Annotated in this window: 17 protein-coding genes; 13 read left to right on the plus strand and 4 right to left on the minus strand. The window is 62.6% G+C overall.

The annotated features are described in order from the left end of the window. Window positions 1-292 precede the first annotated feature (292 nt). The 7 genes from GIW02_RS14105 to dacB all read left to right on the plus strand — a co-directional run bounded on the left by GIW02_RS14105 (window position 293) and on the right by dacB (window position 8,047). Complete coding sequence (locus GIW02_RS14105; RefSeq protein WP_236419378.1) at window positions 293-1,024, plus strand: response regulator; 732 nt, start codon at window positions 293-295, stop codon at window positions 1,022-1,024. 198 nt (window positions 1,025-1,222) lie between these two features. Next, window positions 1,223-1,858: a response regulator transcription factor gene (locus GIW02_RS14110; RefSeq protein ID WP_236419379.1), complete on the plus strand. Its 636-nt coding sequence runs from the start codon at window positions 1,223-1,225 to the stop codon at window positions 1,856-1,858. An 84-nt stretch (window positions 1,859-1,942) separates the two neighbouring features. Then, entirely contained in the window at window positions 1,943-2,413 is a 471-nt protein-coding gene (locus GIW02_RS14115) for a nuclear transport factor 2 family protein (RefSeq protein WP_236419380.1), read from the plus strand. A gap of 36 nt (window positions 2,414-2,449) precedes the next feature. Then, window positions 2,450-2,725 carry a GIY-YIG nuclease family protein gene (locus GIW02_RS14120; RefSeq protein WP_078823354.1) on the plus strand — a complete coding sequence of 92 codons (276 nt, stop codon included), beginning with the start codon at window positions 2,450-2,452 and terminating at the stop codon, window positions 2,723-2,725. A gap of 75 nt (window positions 2,726-2,800) precedes the next feature. Next, complete coding sequence (locus GIW02_RS14125) at window positions 2,801-3,736, plus strand: glutathione S-transferase family protein (protein ID WP_236419381.1); 936 nt, start codon at window positions 2,801-2,803, stop codon at window positions 3,734-3,736. Window positions 3,737-3,845: 109 nt separating this feature from the next. Further along, a complete protein-coding gene (locus tag GIW02_RS14130; RefSeq protein ID WP_236421902.1) occupies window positions 3,846-6,269 on the plus strand; it encodes a TonB-dependent receptor in 2,424 nt (807 codons plus the stop codon). A 332-nt stretch (window positions 6,270-6,601) separates the two neighbouring features. After that, window positions 6,602-8,047: a D-alanyl-D-alanine carboxypeptidase/D-alanyl-D-alanine endopeptidase gene (gene dacB / locus GIW02_RS14135; protein WP_236418934.1), complete on the plus strand. Its 1,446-nt coding sequence runs from the start codon at window positions 6,602-6,604 to the stop codon at window positions 8,045-8,047. Between the two features lies 1 nt (window position 8,048). Here the strand turns inward: dacB and GIW02_RS14140 are convergent, their stop codons facing one another. Further along, entirely contained in the window at window positions 8,049-8,828 is a 780-nt protein-coding gene (locus GIW02_RS14140; RefSeq protein ID WP_236418935.1) for an IclR family transcriptional regulator, read from the minus strand. Between the two features lie 120 nt (window positions 8,829-8,948). On the opposite strand from GIW02_RS14140, the gene hmgA reads away from it, so the two are divergent. From hmgA to GIW02_RS14160, 4 genes are all read left to right on the plus strand, one after another. Then, complete coding sequence (hmgA, locus tag GIW02_RS14145) at window positions 8,949-10,232, plus strand: homogentisate 1,2-dioxygenase (protein ID WP_236418936.1); 1,284 nt, start codon at window positions 8,949-8,951, stop codon at window positions 10,230-10,232. 3 nt (window positions 10,233-10,235) lie between these two features. After that, window positions 10,236-11,522 (plus strand): fumarylacetoacetase, encoded by a 1,287-nt coding sequence (gene fahA, locus GIW02_RS14150; protein WP_236418938.1) that lies wholly within the window; start codon window positions 10,236-10,238, stop codon window positions 11,520-11,522. Between the two features lie 12 nt (window positions 11,523-11,534). Further along, window positions 11,535-12,179, plus strand: coding sequence for a maleylacetoacetate isomerase (gene maiA, locus GIW02_RS14155; RefSeq protein ID WP_236418940.1), 645 nt, complete (start codon window positions 11,535-11,537; stop codon window positions 12,177-12,179). A 63-nt stretch (window positions 12,180-12,242) separates the two neighbouring features. Further along, a complete protein-coding gene (locus tag GIW02_RS14160) occupies window positions 12,243-13,583 on the plus strand; it encodes an MFS transporter (RefSeq protein WP_236418942.1) in 1,341 nt (446 codons plus the stop codon). A gap of 208 nt (window positions 13,584-13,791) precedes the next feature. Here the strand turns inward: GIW02_RS14160 and GIW02_RS14165 are convergent, their stop codons facing one another. After that, window positions 13,792-14,595, minus strand: coding sequence for a transglutaminase family protein (locus GIW02_RS14165; RefSeq protein WP_236411722.1), 804 nt, complete (start codon window positions 14,593-14,595; stop codon window positions 13,792-13,794). A gap of 185 nt (window positions 14,596-14,780) precedes the next feature. Between GIW02_RS14165 and GIW02_RS14170 the strand changes: the two genes are divergently transcribed. Then, window positions 14,781-15,800, plus strand: coding sequence for a Glu/Leu/Phe/Val dehydrogenase dimerization domain-containing protein (locus GIW02_RS14170; RefSeq protein WP_236411723.1), 1,020 nt, complete (start codon window positions 14,781-14,783; stop codon window positions 15,798-15,800). A gap of 55 nt (window positions 15,801-15,855) precedes the next feature. Here the strand turns inward: GIW02_RS14170 and GIW02_RS14175 are convergent, their stop codons facing one another. After that, window positions 15,856-16,116: a YebG family protein gene (locus GIW02_RS14175; protein WP_003171979.1), complete on the minus strand. Its 261-nt coding sequence runs from the start codon at window positions 16,114-16,116 to the stop codon at window positions 15,856-15,858. Window positions 16,117-16,543: 427 nt separating this feature from the next. On the opposite strand from GIW02_RS14175, the gene GIW02_RS14180 reads away from it, so the two are divergent. Beyond that, window positions 16,544-17,032, plus strand: coding sequence for a phosphate-starvation-inducible protein PsiE (locus GIW02_RS14180; protein ID WP_016978246.1), 489 nt, complete (start codon window positions 16,544-16,546; stop codon window positions 17,030-17,032). On the opposite strand, the gene GIW02_RS14185 is transcribed toward GIW02_RS14180, so the two are convergent. After that, the gene (locus tag GIW02_RS14185) at window positions 17,029-17,346 is read right to left on the minus strand and encodes a DUF3509 domain-containing protein (RefSeq protein WP_236411724.1); all 318 of its coding nucleotides are present in this window, start codon (window positions 17,344-17,346) and stop codon (window positions 17,029-17,031) included. The two genes, GIW02_RS14180 and GIW02_RS14185, sit on opposite strands and share 4 nt — an antisense overlap. Window positions 17,347-17,637: the final 291 nt, after the last annotated feature.

The raw sequence follows: 17,637 nt of genomic DNA on the forward strand, positions 1-17,637 counted from the left end.
ATTTAGCGCCGGTGCAGGGGAGGGGAAATACAACTAATACGACATTCCGTAGGTGTCGGAATTAGGGTTTTCCGGTGTAGGAAAATTTGTGTTTTCGTAGTTGTTGTATCGCTATACAGCCATGCCTATGGATATCTAGTGCCGATAATGTGTTCTTTATTTGAGTGTGCTGAAACTGGCCTCCGAAAGGACCTTCATCGTCTATATCGATATCGAGGTGGCCATGAGGCCAAGGGGTCCTGCTCAAACATCACCCTGGGGCAGCCCTCCTGCGCATTGGTGCAACCTGAGCGTGCTGGTCGCCGAAGACCACGTTACCTACGGCGCGCTGATGGGATGGTTCCTGCAAAAGTTCGGGATCTTCCACGAGGTTGTCAGCGACGGGCAGAAGGCTGTGGCAGCCAGTGCGCGCAGGCATTTTGACCTGGTGATCAGCGACTGCCGGATGCCGGTGATGGATGGCTACGCCATGGCGCGGCAGATTCGCCTGCGCGAGCACGTCGACGGGGGCCCGCGCGTGCCGATCATTGCCCTGACTGCCCACCTCACGCCCGAGGATTTGCAGCGTGGCCTGGCGGCTGGCATGGACGCCTGGCTGCTCAAGCCCTTGTCGGCCCAACGCCTGCGCGAAGTCCTCGAGCACTGGTTGCCTGGGCCTGCAGGCTGCGCCGCGGATACCCGCGTGACGGTGGCGCAGCCCCGCTGGCCAACCCGTATCGAACTGATCGAAACCTTTGGTGATGAACAGGTGGTGAACCGACTGTTGCACAGCCTCGTGCATGAGGCCAACGTGGACTACGCAGGCCTGCTGCTGGCCTGTCGCACGTTGGACCGACAAGCCGCCATCGAATGTCTGCATCGTTTGCTGGGCAGCCTGGCCTTCCTCGCCGGCACTGAGCCCGACCCACGCTGGGGGCACTTGATCGAAGGTGTGCGTGGGGAGGGCATCGTGGCGCATCAACGGGCGCTGCAACAGTTCGAACAGGAGGTGATTGTCTACCTGCGATATTTGACGGATTTATGACGTGCGGGGTGGTTTTGTAGGTGTTTTTCCATCTGTCTGTAGCTTCGGTATGTAAGTCATTTCTTTTTATTTTGTAGGCTCAAATTCAAGCACTTAAAAACACGGGGCTCAGTGAATTTCGGGCGTGTTTGGCTGGTTGTTGGCTGCGAGGGACGGCGCTATTTTTCTTAATCAATTTGCCATCATTCGTGGTTTCCTATGCTTCGCGTAATTATTGCTGACGATCACCCCATTGTGCGTATTGGCCAGCGGGTGGTGATCGAGGCGGGCGGCAAGTGCAAGGTGGTGGGGGAGGCCGATGGGCCTGATGAATTGCTCAACGTGATGGGCCATACGCCCTGCGATATCCTGGTGACCGACTTCACCATGCCGGGTGGGCAGCAGGCCGATGGCTACGTGTTGTTGGGGTTGCTGCGGCGCCAGTATCCCGACCTGCCGGTGATCCTGGTGACGATGTTCGCCAATATCGCCACGTTGCGCGCCTCCTTCGCCTTGGGCGCCCGGGCGATTGTCGCCAAGAGCGCCTCGGCCAAGGAGCTGCCGTTGGCTATCAGGGCAGTCAGCCAGGGCAAGACGTTTGTCAGCGAGGGGTTGCGTGCGCAGATGGTCGAAGCCGGGACCAGCGATCAATCAGCCCAGCCGCAGTTGTCGAGCCGTGAGCGCGAAGTGGTGCGCATGCTCGCCAGCGGCATGACCGTGAGCGAGATTGCGGCCCAGGTCAATCGCAGCATTTCCACCATCAGCAAGCAAAAAAGCACGGCCATGAGCCGGCTCTGTATCTCCACCGATGTGGACCTGTTCGCCTATGCGCGTAGCTGCGGGATGGTGCCTTAGCTATTCCTGTCATTAATGCCGATAGTCTTGCGGCGCGCTGAGGATTATCGTATCCGGTCTCCCAACCCTTTGCGGAAAAAGCCCATGAGCGATGCCCATAACGCCCTGATCACCGAGTTCTACAGCGCCTTCCAGCGCCTGGATGCCGAGGCGATGAGCGCCTGCTACACCGAGGATGTGTTGTTCAGCGACCCGGCGTTCGGTGAGCTGCGCGGGCGCGACGCGGGTGATATGTGGCGCATGCTGACCACTCGCGCCAAGGATTTTTCCCTGACGTTCGACCATGTGCGCAGCGACGGCACTACTGGCAGCGCGCATTGGGTGGCCACCTACCTGTTCAGCGCGACTGGCAACACCGTGGTCAACGATATCGGCGCGCGCTTTGTGTTTCGCGACGGCAAGATCTGCGAGCACCACGACCACTTCGACTTGTGGCGCTGGTCGCGTCAGGCCCTGGGCCTCAAGGGCCTGTTGCTGGGCTGGTCGCCGGCCCTGAAAAACGCCGTACGCGCCCAGGCGCGCAAAGGCTTGAAGGCATTCCAGGCCAGTCGTTGATAAGCTTGGCGTCCCTCTGGTGTATTGAATGTGCCCGTGACTGATCCCGCTGAACCCAAACCCTGGTTCGTCTACCTGGTACGCGCCGCCAATGGCGCGCTGTATTGCGGGATCAGCAATGACCCGGTGCGCCGCTTTGCCTCCCATCAGAGTGGCAAGGGCGCGCGGTTTTTCCTGTCCAGCCCGGCGGTGGCGCTGGTGTACACCGAGCAATGCGCGAGTAAAGGCGAGGCGCTGCGCCAGGAGCGCCTGATCAAAAAACTGAAGAAAAGCGCCAAGGAATGCCTGGCCGCCAGTGGCTCATTGATTTGACTGATGGGTTCCCATCGATCCCAAAGGGCGTGTTGCAGGCTAATCTAGCGGCTTACCTATCGAGCGGAGCCTGGCATGTCTGAGTTGATTCTTCACCACTACCCGCAGTCCCCATTTGCTGAAAAAGCCCGCTTGCTGTTGGGCTTCAAGGGCTTGTCCTGGCGCTCGGTGCATATCCCGCCGGTGATGCCCAAGCCGGACCTGACCGCCCTCACCGGCGGCTATCGCAAGACCCCGGTGCTGCAAGTGGGCGCCGATATCTACTGCGACACGGCCTTGATCGCCCGCCGCCTGGAGCAGGAAAAAGCCGGCCCAGCGCTGTTTCCCCAAGGCCTGGAGCTGGTCATCCAAGGGTTTGCCGCCTGGGCGGATTCGGTGGTGTTTTCCCATGCTGTGGCGCTGGTGTTCCAGCCTGAATCCCTGGCGGTCAAATTCGCCAAGGTGCCGCCGGAAATGCTCCAGGTGCTGGTGGCCGACCGCAGCAAACTGTTCAGCGGTGGCACCGCGGCTCGCGTGCAATTGGACCAGGCCAAACACCAGTGGCCGGCGATCGTCAGCCGCATCGATCAGCAATTGCAGCACCAGGCGGGCGACTTCCTGTTCGGCGAGCCGTCGATTGCCGACTTTGCGTTGGCGCATCCGCTGTGGTTCCTCAAGGGGTCGTCGGTGACGGCGCCGTGGGTGGACAGCTATCCGGCGGTCGCCGCCTGGCTGGACCGCGTGCTGAGTTTCGGCCATGGCACCGCCACCCAGATGAGCGCGGAGCAAGCCCTGGAGGTGGCGCGCAACTCCGCGCCTGCCGCGTTGCCGGATGAGCTGTTCGAGGACTTGAACGGCTTCAAGCCCGGCCAGCAGGTGAGCATTTCGGCGACGGACTACGGCACCGACCCGGTGGTCGGTGAGTTGCTGTTTGCCGGGCGCGAGGAGCTGATCCTGCGGCATACCGACGAGCGCGCTGGCACCGTGCACGTGCATTTCCCGCGCATGGGTTTTCGCATTCAGGCGCAATAAATAAAAATATTTGCGAACAAAGGTGAGGTAAATCGTCGGCCCATCCGTGTAGTGCTTGAAACTGCGATCTATTCGCATTAACAGCGTTTTCTACACGGGTTCTCACAGCATGAAGTCGACGGCGGGCGGTTTGGTTAAACAGTGGCTGGGAGCCTCGGTACTGGCAGTGTCGGGGCTGGCGTTGCTGCCCCTCTGCGTGGCACAGGCGCAGGAGCAGCAAAGCGCCCAGTTCAACTTTGCCCTGGCAGCCAAACCGCTGCCCCAGGCCTTGAGCGATTTCAGCCGGGTCACTGGCATCAGCGTGATCTACACCGATGAAGCGCCCTACGGCCTCAGTGCCCCGGCGGTCAGCGGCCAGATGAGCGCGACCCAGGCCCTGCAGCGCCTGCTGGGCAGCTCCGGCTTCACCTTCCGCCAGATCGACGCCCGCACCCTGGCCCTGGAACCCGTGCCCACCGAAGGCGCGGTCAACCTGGGTGCAACCACCATCAGCGGCGATGGCCTGTCCCCGTCCCAGGACAGCACCAGTTACCAGCCACCGCCCACCAGTTCGGTCATGCGCTCCCACGGCCTGCTGCTCGAAACTCCGCAAACCGTCAACGTGGTCCCGGCCCAGGTACTGCGCGACCAGACCCCACGCAACCTGGATGACGCCTTGGGCAATATCAGCGGCATCACCCAGGCCAACACCTTGGCCAGCACCCAGGACGCGGTGATGCTGCGTGGTTTTGGCGACAACCGTAACGGCTCGATCATGCGCGACGGCATGCCGGTGGTGCAGGGCCGTGCCCTGAACGCCACGGCTGAACGGGTCGAAGTGCTCAAGGGTCCTTCGTCGCTGTTGTACGGCATCCAGGACCCGGGCGGCGTGGTCAATATCGTCAGCAAGAAGCCGCAACTGACCCAGGCCACCTCCCTGACCGTGCGCGGCTCCACCTTTGGCGACGGCAAAAACGGCAGCGGCGGCAACCTCGACACCACCGGCCCTATCGGTGATTCGGGCCTGGCCTATCGCCTGATCGTCGACCACGAAGACGAAGATTACTGGCGCAACTTTGGCACCCACCGCGAGTCGTTGGTGGCGCCGTCCCTGGCCTGGTATGGCGACACCACCAAGCTGCTGTTCGCGTACGAGCACCGCGAGTTTCTTTCGCCGTTCGACCGCGGCACCGCGATCGACAAGACCAACCACCCGCTGGATATCCCCGCCACCCGGCGCCTGGATGAGCCATTCAACAACATGGAAGGGCGCTCGGACCTGTACCGCTTTGAAGCCGACCATGATTTGAACGACGACTGGAAAGCCCATTTCGGCTACAGCTGGAACCGTGAAACCTACGATGCCAGCCAAGTACGCGTCAGCGCGGTGAATGACAACGGCACCCTGACCCGCAAGATGGACGGCACCCAGGGCGCGATCACCACCGACCGCTTTACCACCGCCAGCCTGGAAGGCAAGGTCAACGTGCTGGGCATGCAGCACGACCTGGTGTTTGGCCTGGATGACGAATACCGCAAGATCTACCGCGCCGACCTGATTCGCCAGGCTTCGCGCGGCAGCTTCAACTACAACGACCCGGTGTACGGCAACGAAGTCGCCGGCTCCACCGTGAGTGCCACCGACAGCGCCCAGACCGACCTGTTGCGAAGCGACTCGCTGTTCTTCCAGGACGCCATTCACCTGACCGACCAGTGGATCTTCGTGGCTGGCGCGCGCTACCAGATGTATGACCAGTACGCCGGCAAGGGCGTGCCGTTCAAAGCCAACACCGACGGCAATGGCCAAGCCTGGGTACCGCGTGCGGGCCTGGTGTACCGCTACACCGATGAGTTGTCGTTCTACGGCAGCTACACCGAGTCGTTCAAACCCAACTCCACCATCGCGGCCCTGGCCGATAAAAGCACGCTGACTGGCGACCTGACGCCGGAGGAATCGAAGTCCTGGGAGCTGGGCGCCAAGCTGGACATCCCAGGTCGCATCACGGCCAGCGCGGCGCTGTTCAACATCGACAAGCGCAACGTGCTGGTGTCGGTCGGTTCCGGCCTGGAAACGGTCTACAGCATCGCCGGCCAGGTGCGTTCCCGTGGCCTGGAGCTGGACGCCACTGGCCAGTTGACTGACCAATGGAGCCTGATTGGCAGCTACGCCTTCACCGACGCCCAAAACATCAAGGACAACGACCCGACGCTGCAAGGCAACCGCCTGCAGAACGTGGCCAAGCACACCGGCTCGCTGGCGGTGGCCTACGATTTCGGCAGCATTTTCGGCGGCGACCAGTTGCGCGTAGGCACCGGTGCTCGGTACGTCGGTGCACGCGCCGGCGATGCCGCCGATGACTTCACGCTGCCGGGCTACACCGTGGCGGACGCGTTCGCCACCTACAACACCAAGATCGAGGGGCAGAAGGTCAAGTTCCAGGTCAACGTAAAGAACCTGTTCGACCGTACCTACTACACCTCCGCGGCCAGCCGCTTGTTTGTCTCCATCGGCGATGCGCGGCAAGTGTCGGTGTCGAGCACCCTGGAGTTCTAACACGCACCGCACTCCTCCCGTGGCGAGCGGGCTTGCCCGCGTTGGGCAGCGAAGCGGCCCCCAAACCTGGCGACGCGGGCTGTCTGGTGGACCGAGGTGCGTGGGTTGGGAGCGCTGCGCACTCCAACGCGGGCGAGCCCGCTCGCCACAATAAGCCTGCCTGCCACAATAGGCCTGCTCGCCACAACAAGCCCGCTCGCCACAACAAGCCTGCTTGCCACAATAGGCCTGCCTGCCACAATAAGCGCGCCTGCCACAATAAGCCCGCTCGCCACAATTAGAGCGAGCTGTTAGCGTTACCAGCTTTGATGGCTTTGCGGATCACGATGCTGATGCACTTTGGACGATGGTTACACCTGCTGTGCTGGAGCTTTTTGCTGGGGGGATGCGCGAGTGTTTCGTCGACCCCCACCCCGGCGACCCTGGATCACCTGCTGGCCGACCCGGCCTTCAATGGCGCCACCGTCTCGGTGATGGTGCGCGACGCCCGCAGCGGCAGCACCCTTTATCAGCACAACCCGCGCACACGACTGATCCCGGCTTCCAATCTCAAGCTGCTCACCACCGCTGCGGCGATGGAGGTGCTGGGGCCGCAGTACCGCTTTTCTACTCAACTGTTGACTAGCGGCACCCGCCAGGGCGAGCGCCTCAGCGGTAACCTGTACCTGCGCGGCCTCGGTGACCCGACCACGCAGTTCGCCGATTACCAGGCATTGGCCGCCCAGTTGGCCAGCCAGGGCGTGCGTCAGGTGCAGGGGGGCCTGGTGTTCGACGACACCTGGTTCGACGCCGAGCGACTCGGTGTGGACTGGGCACAGGACGACGAAAGCACCTACTACGGCGCGCAGATTTCGGCGCTGACGGTGTCACCCAATTCCGATTTTGATGCAGGCACTGTGATCGTCACCGCCAAGGCTCCCGTGGCGCCTGGGCAGCCGGTGAGCGTGGCGGTGAGCCCACCCACCGACTACGTGCAATTGAGCAACCGAGCCGTCAGCGGCCCTGGAAATAGCTATGGCATCACCCGCCAGCACGGCACCAACCTGCTGCAACTCACCGGCTCACTGGCGCCGGGCAAGCAAAGCCGGCAGTGGGTGAGTGTGTGGGAGCCGACGCAACTGGTGGCCAATCTATTTGAACAGGCGCTGGCGCAACAGGGCATCCAGGTGCTGGGGCGGCGGGTGATCGGCGCCGCAAGCCCCGCGTCGGCGACGCTGGTGGCAGAGCACCAATCGGCGCCGTTGCAGGAATTGATCACGCCACTGCTCAAGCTCTCGAACAACAATATGTCCGAAGCCTTGCTCAAGGCCATGGGCCGCAAGACGGCGAATGCCGGCACGGCAGCGGCAGGCGTGGCGGCAGTGGCGGGCTTTATGCGACGCCAGGGGCTGGACCCGGCGACGTTGAGCCAGGTGGACGGCTCCGGCTTGTCGCGGCGCAACCTGGTGTCGTCGCAAAACCTCACCGACCTGCTGCTGGCCGTGTCCAAACAGCCTTGGTTCGAGGCCTGGTACGCGGCCTTGCCGATTGCCGGGAATGCCGACCGCATGACCGGCGGCAGCCTGCGCTATCGCCTGCGTGGCAGCGCCGCTGAGAACAACCTGCACGCCAAGACCGGCTCCATGTCCGGCGTGTCGTCATTGAGCGGTTACATCACCGATGCCGAGGGCCGGCGCCTGGTGTTCTCGATGATCAGCAACAACTACGTCAGCGACGCCGCGCCTATTCGCGCGCTGGAGAACCGCGTGGCGTTGGCCCTGAGCCAATGGCGCGACTAGCTCAGGGCTGATAGCCCATGCGCCAGCTCACGGCCCGGGTTGCTGCCAGCAAACGCTGGGCCGCCGGGCCATCTTCGTCGGCGTGGAACAGCGAGGTCGGCCCCACCACGGTCATCACTGCCGCCACTTGCCCGACCGCGTTGAACACCGGCGCCGACAACGCATCCACCCCCGGCATCAGCAGCCCATGCACAAAGTGCAGGCCGCGCTGGCGGATCTGCTGGCAGGCGCTGGCGTACGCCTGGTCATCTGCCAGGGCATGGGCGATACCGGCCTGGATCTCACGCTCGCGCAGTTCAACGGTTTCCCGCGCTGGCAGAAACGCGCTGAACACCAGCCCGGTAGATGAACTGAGCAACGGCAGCACCGAGCCCAACTGCGTCACTACCGTCACCGCGCGCACCGCCGGTTCGATCTGCACCACCGTCGCGCCCTGGTTGCCCCAGACCGCCAGGAAGCACGTTTCATTCAGCTCATCGCGCAGTTCCGCCAGGGGCAGGGCGCCGACTTTCAGCACGTCCATGCTGCCCAGTGCAGCCAACCCCACACGCAGCGCCTCGCGGCCCAGGCCGTAATGGTTGGTGGCGGTGTTCTGTTCGGCAAACCCCGAGGCGATCAGCGCCTGCAGGTAGCGATGCACCTTGCTCGCGGGCATCTGCACGTGCTCGGCCAGGCGCGACAGCGAGGTGGCGGGCGACAGTTCGGCCAGGGCCTTGAGGATATCGGTGCCCACTTCGGCCGAGCGGACTTTCTGTTTACCGGTGTCGCGGGGCTTTTCCATGGAGGGGCGGGAATCCGAGAGATGAATGGGCGTCTTTATAGCTTGACGGTCGATAGTGATCAAATTACGTTATGCGTAACTGGATTACGATAAAAACAACTTCCGCTCAGAGGATGATCCATGAACCTCGAATACCTGTCGGGTTTCGGCAATGAATTCGCCAGCGAAGCCTTGCCCGGCGCACTGCCCGTCGGCCAGAACGCCCCGCAAAAAGCGCCCTATGGGCTGTACACCGAACTGTTCTCCGGCACCGCGTTCACCATGGCCCGCAGTGAGGCCCGCCGCACCTGGCTGTATCGCATTCAGCCGTCGGCCAATCATCCCGCGTTCGTCAAGCTGGAACGGCAACTGGCCGGTGGGCCGTTGGGCGCGGTGACGCCGAATCGGCTGCGCTGGAACCCGCTGGATATCCCCAGCGAGCCGACCGACTTTATCGACGGGCTCGTAGGAATGGTCGCCAATTCGGGGTCGGAAAAGCCCTCAGGCATCAGCATCTACAACTACCGCGCCAACTGCTCCATGGAACGCGTGTTTTTCAACGCCGACGGCGAACTGCTGATCGTCCCCGAGCAGGGCCGCCTGCGCATCGCCACTGAGTTGGGCGTGCTGGAGGTCGAGCCGCTGGAGATCGTTGTGCTGCCGCGCGGCCTCAAATTCCGCGTCGAACTGCTGGATGCGCAAGCACGCGGTTACGTTGCGGAAAACCATGGCGCGCCGCTGCGCCTGCCGGACCTGGGGCCGATTGGCAGCAATGGCCTGGCGAACCCGCGTGACTTCCTCACCCCGGTGGCGCACTACGAAGACCTCAAGCAACCGACCACCCTGGTGCAGAAGTTCCTCGGTGAACTGTGGGCCTGCGAGCTGGACCATTCGCCGCTGAACGTCGTGGCCTGGCATGGCAACAACGTGCCGTACAAATACGACCTGCGCCGCTTCAACACCATCGGCACGGTGAGTTTCGATCACCCGGACCCGTCGATTTTCACCGTATTGACCTCGCCCACCAGCGTGCACGGCCTGGCCAACCTCGACTTCGTGATCTTCCCACCGCGCTGGATGGTGGCCGAGAACACCTTCCGGCCGCCGTGGTTCCACCGCAACCTGATGAACGAATACATGGGTCTGATCCAGGGCGCCTACGACGCCAAGGCCGAGGGCTTCCTGCCCGGTGGCGCGTCGTTGCACAGCTGCATGAGCGCCCACGGCCCCGATGGTGAAACCTGCACCAAGGCCATCAACGTGGAGCTGGCGCCGCACAAGATCGAAAACACCATGGCCTTCATGTTCGAGACCAGCCAAGTGCTGCGCCCGACCCGGTTCGCCCTGGACTGCCCGCAACTGCAACCCTCTTACGACGCGTGCTGGGCCTCGCTGCCCGCCACCTTCAACCCGAACCGGAGATAACCCATGACGCAGCCAACTTCTACCCGTAGCTGGGTGGCCTCCGCCAACGGTCACGCGGATTTCCCGCTGCAGAACCTGCCGTTGGGGGTGTTCAGCATCAACGGCTCGGCCCCGCGCAGTGGCGTGGCGATTGGTGACTGCATCCTCGACCTGCACGCCGCCTTGGATGCGTTTGACGGCGAGGCACGCCGTGCTGTCGAGGCCACCGCTGGCGGCCAGTTGAATGCCTTCTTCGAACTGGGCCGTGGCCCGCGCGTGGCCCTGCGTGAACGCCTGCTGGAGCTGCTCGGTGAAGGCAGCCCGCTGCAGGCCCGTGAGGCCCAGGTGTTGCACCGCGCCGCCGATTGCCAGATGCATGTGCCGGCCAGGATCAATGACTACACCGACTTCTACGTGGGCATCGAACACGCGCAAAACGTCGGCAAGCTGTTCCGTCCCGACAACCCCTTGCTGCCGAACTACAAGTACGTGCCGATCGGCTATCACGGCCGCGCCTCGACCATTCGCCCCTCGGGTACCGACGTGCGCCGCCCCAAAGGCCAGACCCTGCCGGCGGGCCAGACAGAACCAAGTTTCGGCCCCTGCGCGCGCCTGGACTACGAGCTGGAGCTGGGCATCTGGATCGGCCAAGGCAACGCCATGGGCGACTCGATTGCGATTGGCGATGCGGCCGAGCATATCGCCGGTTTCTGCTTGCTCAACGACTGGTCGGCGCGGGATATCCAGGCCTGGGAATATCAGCCGCTGGGGCCGTTCCTGTCGAAGAGTTTCATCACCAGCATCTCACCCTGGGTGGTCACGGCCGAAGCCCTGGAACCCTTCCGCAAGGCTCAACCGCCACGTCCTCAAGGCGACCCGCAACCGCTGCCGTACCTGCTCGATCAACGTGACCAGGCCGCCGGTGCACTGGATATCGAGCTCGAAGTGCTGCTGACCACCGCCGCCATGCGCGACCAGAATCTGCCGCCCCATCGCCTGGCCCTGAGCAACAGCCTGCATATGTACTGGACCGTCGCGCAATTGGTGGCGCATCACAGCGTCAACGGTTGCCAGTTGCAGGCCGGTGATCTGTTTGGTTCGGGCACGTTGTCGGGGCCTGAAACCGGGCAGTTCGGTAGCCTGTTGGAGATGACCGAGGGCGGCAAAAAGCCCATCGAGTTACCGTCTGGCGAAGTGCGCAAGTTCCTTGAGGACGGCGACGAAATCATCCTGCGCGCTCGCTGCAGCCGTGAGGGTTTTGCCTCCATCGGCTTTGGCGAGTGCCGTGGCACCGTGATTGCGGCGCGCTAAGAGGGCAGGGTGATGGAACTCTATACCTACTACCGTTCCACCTCGTCGTACCGGGTGCGCATCGCGCTGGCGCTCAAGGGCCTGGACTTCACGGCAGTGCCGGTCAATCTGCTGGTGCCGGCGGGCGGCGCCAATCGCCAGCCGGAATACCTGGCGATCAACCCCCAAGGCCGCGTGCCGGCCTTGCGCACCGACGACGGCGAGCTGTTGATTCAGTCGCCAGCGATCATCGAATACCTGGACGAACGTTATCCACAGGCGCCGCTGCTCAGCCAAGACCTGGCGACCCGCGCCCATGAGCGTGCGGTGGCGTCGATCATCGGCTGCGATATTCACCCGCTGCACAACTCCAGTACGCAACATCTGCTGCGCCAATGGGGGCACGACGAGGCGCAGCTGCTGGAATGGATCGGGCATTGGATCAGCCAAGGGCTGGGCGCGGTGGAGCAGTTGATCGGCGATACGGGCTTCTGCTTTGGCGAGCAGCCGGGGCTGGCGGATACCTTTCTGATTCCGCAGCTGTATGCGGCTGAGCGGTTCAAGGTGCCGCTCGTAGCGTTCCCGCGCATTGGGCGGGTGGCGGCGTTGGCGGCGCAGCACCCGGCGTTTGTGCAGGCGCATCCGGCCAATCAACCGGATACCCCATTAACACCCTGACTCACAAGGTTTGCGCCGATCTCCAGCGTGTAAAAAATATAAAAACAATACAGGTACCTTGCGATGCACACTCAGATCGCCAGCTTTCGTGCGGCACTCGACGCCCGTCCGGTGTCGCGCTATCAGTGGTTGATTCTCTTGTTACTGGCGCTGCTGCTGGTGACCGATGGCTACGACGCCCAGGTGTTGGGCTACGTGGTGCCGGCCCTGGCCAAGGACTGGGGCCTGGAAAAGGCGGCGTTCGGCCCGGTGTTCAGCGCCAACCTGCTCGGCCTCACGCTGGGCTCGCTGCTGGTGACGCCCCTGGCGGATCGATTCGGCGTGCGGCGCATCCTGCTCGGCTGTGTGCTGATCTATGCCAGCCTGACGGTGTTGATGGTATTCGCCCATTCGCTGAGCAGCCTGATGGTCGCGCGGTTTATCTGCGGCATTGGCATGGGCGGCGCGATGCCCAGCGCAATGGCGTTGATGTCGGAGTATTCCCCACCACGCATGCGCACCTTGATGGTGACCCTGGCCGCGTGCGGCTTCTCGTTCGGCGGCGCAGCGGGTGGCTTTGTGGCGGCCGGTTTTATCGACGGCTACGGTTGGCAGGCGGTGTTTCTGGCTGGCGGTGTAACGCCGTTGCTGCTGTTTCCTTTCCTCGTATGGTTGTTGCCGGAGTCCCTGCCGCGCCTGCTGCGCGATGCACCGCCCTATGTGCGGCTGCGTAAGGTCACGGCGCGCATGCTGCCCGACTGGCAACCGCCGTCGGCAAGCGACGCAGAAAACCGCCAGGCGCCAGGCAGCCAGCTCACGGTTGTCGAATTGTTCCGCAACGGCTACGCGCGCCCGACCGTGCTGATCTGGGCGACCTTTTTTGTCAGCCTGATCCTGCTGTATTTCATGATCAGTTGGTTGCCCTCGCTGTTGCTGGAAAGCGGCCTGGCGCTCAAGGAAGCCAACCTTGTGACCTCGATGTTCCTGTTTGCCGGCACCCTGGGCGCCATCGGCATGGCGTGGTTTGCCGACCGTTTGAAGAGCAAGGTTCGGCTGCTCTGCGGCGTATTGGCGGCCGCCGCGGTGTGCACCATTCTGCTGGGCTTGAATCACGATAACCCTCGTTATCTGGTGGCCTGTGTGTTCGCCGCCGGGTTCTGCATCATCGGTGGGCAGTTGACCCTCAACGCATTCGCCAGCAACTTCTACCCGGCGCATGTGCGGGCTACGGGCACGGGCTGGGCGTTGGGTGTCGGGCGGTTCGGCTCAATCCTCGGGCCGCTGTTTGGCAGCATGCTGCTGGCGATGCATATCCCGGTGCAGCAGATTTTCTTCTTTTGCGCGATCCCGGCGGTGATGGCGGCGTTGTTGATTATCCAGGTGCGTGCGCCGGTTGCGGTGGACCCCAAGCACCCACTGCACTGAATGAGCCTTTTGTGGCGAGCGGGCTTGCCCGCGTTGGGATGCGAAGCGGCCCCTAAGCCTGCCGACGCGGTGTGTCTGGTAGACCGAGGTGCTTGGGTTGGGAGCGCTGCGCACTCCAACGCGGGCAAGCCCGCTCGCCACAACAAGCCCGCTTGCCACAACAAGTCCGCTTGCCACAATAACCCCGCTCGTCATAGGGGGCGATGCTTCAGTGCACCACTGAATTGGGTGGCAGGTGCCCCAGTCGCTCGGTCAGGCGCAGGCGTTGGATCGGGTCTTCGCTGAGCAGCAGCGCATGTTCGAGGTCGAAGCGCTCGGCGTTCGGGCAATCCAGGCGCTGGTACAGGCTGGCGCGGGCGAGGTAGTCGGCGGCATTCGCATTGCCCAGTTCCAGCACGCGTTCGGCGTCGACCAGGGCGGCCAACGGGTTGTCATTGGCCAAATGCAGCTGGCGCAGGTTGCGCGACAGCCTTTGCAGGATCGCACGCGGTTCGGCGTTATGCAGGTGGTCGGCCTGCAACTTGAGGTTGGGGCCGTATTGGCGTTGCAGCAGTTCGCGGCAGTCATTGGGGTACAGGCGTCGACCGCCGCAGGGGTCCAGCAGGTGATCGGCACCGGGCACCCGCAGCAGGAAGTGGCCCGGAAAATTGACCCCGACCATGGGGATATTCAGGCGTCGCGCCAGTTCCATGGCCACTAGGCCCAATGCCAGAGGTTGCCCGCGTTTGCGTTGCAGGACCTTGTCCAGCAGGGCCGCGGCGGGGCGCAGGGGGGTGAAGTCATCCTGAGCAAAGCCCAGGTCGTTCATGCACCGCAGCAACGGTTGGCCCAGTTCATCTGCCGGTAGCATGGGCATGCCCAGGCCCACCTGGTGCTGCAGCGCCGTCAGCTCCTGCAGGATCAGCAGTGGCTGCACCGCCGGGTCGTGCTCGGCGGCAATCCACAGCGCGGCTTCAAACAGCGCTGGGGGTGAACGTTGCAGGCAGGCGAAAAAGGCTTTGCGGGGGTTCATTGCATTCTCCGGCGTATGCCCCGTTTTAGCCTTGCTGGGAATTTTCGTCCAGTGGCAGAAGAAATATCCCCGTTACTTATGTCGCAGAGCCCGCAAAATCATGCGGCTTATTCCAGCGTGCTCCAGCAGTTTCTTGCCGCACGCCTATACTTGGCGACTACAAGAAGTGATTCGGGAGCTCGACGATGTTTGCTCTCATGCACAGCACCCGCCTTGAATCGCTGCACCTGAGCATCGACCCGGTGACGGGGTTGAAGGCGGTCATAGCCATCCATAACAGCCGCCTGGGCCCCGCCTTGGGCGGCTGTCGCTACCTCTCATACCCCGACGACGAAAGTGCCGTGGCCGATGCCGCGCGCCTGGCCCAAGGCATGAGTTACAAGGCCGCATTGGCGGGGTTACCGGTCGGTGGTGGCACGGCGGTGATCTTGCGCCCCGCCCATGTGGAAAACCGCGCGGCGCTGTTTGAAGCCTTTGGCCGCTGCATCGAGCAACTCGATGGCCGCTACATCACCGCCATCGACAGCGGCACCTCGGTGGCGGACATGGACTGCATCGCCCAGCACACCCGTTTCGTCACCAGCACCAGCGCCGCCGGCGACCCTTCGCCCCACGCTGCCATGGGCGTGTTCGCCGGTATCCGCACCACCGCGATGGCGCGACTGGGCAGTGACAATCTCGAAGGGTTGCGTGTGGCCGTGCAGGGCCTGGGCAACGTCGGCTACGCCTTGGCGGAGCAATTGCACGCGGCCGGTGCCGAGCTGCTGGTGAGCGACATCGATCACGGCAAGGTGCAGTTGGCCATGGAACAACTCGGCGCACACCCCATCGCCAACGACGCGCTGCTCAGCACCCCCTGCGACATCCTCGCGCCGTGCGGGGTCGGCTCGGTATTCAATCGCCAGAGCGTCGGCCAACTGCGCTGCGCCGCCGTCGCCGGGTCTGCCAGCGCGCAATTGACCAACCTGCAAGTGGCCGATCAGCTGGAAGGGCGCGGGATCCTCTACGCGCCGGACTACGTGATCAACTCCGGCGGCCTGATCTACGTCGCCCTCAAGCACGCCGGCGCGGAACTGCCGACCATCACCGCCCACCTGGCGAACATCGGCACGCGCCTCACCGAAATCTTCGCCCACGCCCAAGCCGAAAAACGCTCCCCGGCACGGGTGGCAGACGAGCTGGCCGAGCGCCTGCTGTACAAATAATCCAGGCATTAAAAAGGCCCTGAACCAATGATTCAGGGCCTGTTCAATTCGGGCTTTATTCCGCCGCTGCGTTGAGCAACTCGGACAATGCGTCCGGCTGGCTCTTGAACGCCTTGGCAAATACATCGCGGTTCTTCGCCATGTAGATCCCGGCTTCTTCCACCTGCTGCTCGCTCAGGGACGGCACGGCTTTTTGCAACACTTCTGCCAGCAACTCAGCGAGTTCAAGCATCTTGTCATGACGGTCAGCTTCGGCTTTATCCATGAACAAACGCTCCAGATCTCGGCTGCTGCGGTATACCACTTCGACGGCCATTCACCACCTCACATGCCTTCACGATAGTTGTCTTTTGCGACTACTGTATTTATATACAGCAAAAAGAGTAAGCCAAACCATCGGGTTTGGGTAGCAGTTTTTTAATGTAGCCGGGAAATAGGGGTTTGCCACAACGCAAATTTATCTCGGCGGGTGAGCATACTTGTGGCGAGCGGGCTTGCCCGCGTTGGGCTGCGTAGCAGCCCCATTCAGGCAAAGGTGTTCTTCCAGATAAATCACGGTGGCAGGTTTTGGGCGCGCTTCGCACCCCAACGCGAGCAAGCTCGCTCGCCACAACAGCCAATCTGTGCCTCATGTCACGCGGCCACCATCTCACTCCCTAGCCCCTGGCCTTTTTTCTGCATGCAGAACAACCGTCACGTCCAACCCGCATTATCCGGTCGAGTCGACCTAAGGAAATACCCGCATGAAAATCAACTGGGCCGAAAGGCTGCGTCAGCAAGTCCACGGACTGGCCGAGTCCCTGGGCAATCTGTTTGTCGAGTCGTTTCACTACCTGGCGCTGTTCGCCATTGGTGCGGTGACCGCGTGGGCTGCGGTGATGGAGTTTCTGGGGATGCTCGAGAACGGGCACATCAAGATTGACGACATCTTGCTGCTGTTCATCTACCTGGAATTGGGCGCCATGGTCGGGATTTATTTCAAGACCAACCACATGCCGGTGCGTTTCCTGATCTACGTGGCGATCACCGCGCTGACGCGGTTGTTGATCTCTAACGTGTCGCACCATAACCCGCCAGACGTGGGAATCATCTACCTGTGCGGTGGGATTCTGCTGTTAGCATTTGCGATTCTGGTGGTGCGCTACGCGTCGTCGGCGTTCCCGTCGGTGAAGGTCGAAGGCCCGCGTCGCAAGGGCGAGGCGAGCCTGGAAACCGAGAAGGGCGAGCTTTAAAGCCCGACGCTGAAGGGCAGGGGGCGGGCAGGCGGTTGTTGCAGTAACTTGTGGCTGTCGCCGTCCGTCATCACCGCCAGGATCTCCATGGCGCTGTGGCCCTGCTCGATGGCAATGCCGAACTGGATGCTTTGCACCAGGCGTTTCAGGCGTTGCGGGTCGTTGCGTTGTTCGGCGCTGATCATGCGTTTGGCCACCACGCCATCCTCATTCGAGAGGGTGAGCATGATGCTGCCGTCCAGCCGCTGGATGCTCAGGTTGACCCGATACTTGGGGGTGAACGTGTCAGTGATGATCTGAAAAGGATTGTCCATGGTGCGTTACCGCCTGATAAGAACATGCAGTCATTGACGACCGGTATCGGGATTAGTTCGCATCTCCTGACCATCGGCCACTACGTCGTTGAGGTTTTACAAATTCCGTTTGCCTCAAGGGCTGTACAGCAAGGGCCGTGCCGTACAGCCATCCCTCTGGCAGTGACTATCCAATGTGGGAGGGGGCTTGCCCCCGATAGCGGTGTATCAGCCAATGAATGTTCAGCTGATACACCGCCATCGGGGGCAAGCCCCCTCCCACATTTGTTCCGGGGTGTGCTTGGGCTGGTG

Origin of the sequence: Pseudomonas syringae, from assembly GCF_021606685.1 — a bacterium.
GTDB lineage: Bacteria > Pseudomonadota > Gammaproteobacteria > Pseudomonadales > Pseudomonadaceae > Aquipseudomonas > Aquipseudomonas syringae_R.

Bases quoted from the DNA above. Each gene is read 5' to 3' on its own strand.
- GIW02_RS14110 (WP_236419379.1), top strand. From the start codon at position 1,223: ATGCTTCGCGTAATTATTGCTGACGATCACCCCATTGTGCGTATTGGC.
- GIW02_RS14115 (WP_236419380.1), top strand. From the start codon at position 1,943: ATGAGCGATGCCCATAACGCCCTGATCACCGAGTTCTACAGCGCCTTC.
- GIW02_RS14125 (WP_236419381.1), top strand. From the start codon at position 2,801: ATGTCTGAGTTGATTCTTCACCACTACCCGCAGTCCCCATTTGCTGAA.
- GIW02_RS14130 (WP_236421902.1), top strand. From the start codon at position 3,846: ATGAAGTCGACGGCGGGCGGTTTGGTTAAACAGTGGCTGGGAGCCTCG.
- dacB (WP_236418934.1), top strand. From the start codon at position 6,602: ATGCACTTTGGACGATGGTTACACCTGCTGTGCTGGAGCTTTTTGCTG.
- GIW02_RS14140 (WP_236418935.1), bottom strand. From the start codon at position 8,828: ATGGAAAAGCCCCGCGACACCGGTAAACAGAAAGTCCGCTCGGCCGAA.
- hmgA (WP_236418936.1), top strand. From the start codon at position 8,949: ATGAACCTCGAATACCTGTCGGGTTTCGGCAATGAATTCGCCAGCGAA.
- fahA (WP_236418938.1), top strand. From the start codon at position 10,236: ATGACGCAGCCAACTTCTACCCGTAGCTGGGTGGCCTCCGCCAACGGT.
- maiA (WP_236418940.1), top strand. From the start codon at position 11,535: ATGGAACTCTATACCTACTACCGTTCCACCTCGTCGTACCGGGTGCGC.
- GIW02_RS14160 (WP_236418942.1), top strand. From the start codon at position 12,243: ATGCACACTCAGATCGCCAGCTTTCGTGCGGCACTCGACGCCCGTCCG.
- GIW02_RS14165 (WP_236411722.1), bottom strand. From the start codon at position 14,595: ATGAACCCCCGCAAAGCCTTTTTCGCCTGCCTGCAACGTTCACCCCCA.
- GIW02_RS14170 (WP_236411723.1), top strand. From the start codon at position 14,781: ATGTTTGCTCTCATGCACAGCACCCGCCTTGAATCGCTGCACCTGAGC.
- GIW02_RS14175 (WP_003171979.1), bottom strand. From the start codon at position 16,116: ATGGCCGTCGAAGTGGTATACCGCAGCAGCCGAGATCTGGAGCGTTTG.
- GIW02_RS14180 (WP_016978246.1), top strand. From the start codon at position 16,544: ATGAAAATCAACTGGGCCGAAAGGCTGCGTCAGCAAGTCCACGGACTG.
- GIW02_RS14185 (WP_236411724.1), bottom strand. From the start codon at position 17,346: ATGGACAATCCTTTTCAGATCATCACTGACACGTTCACCCCCAAGTAT.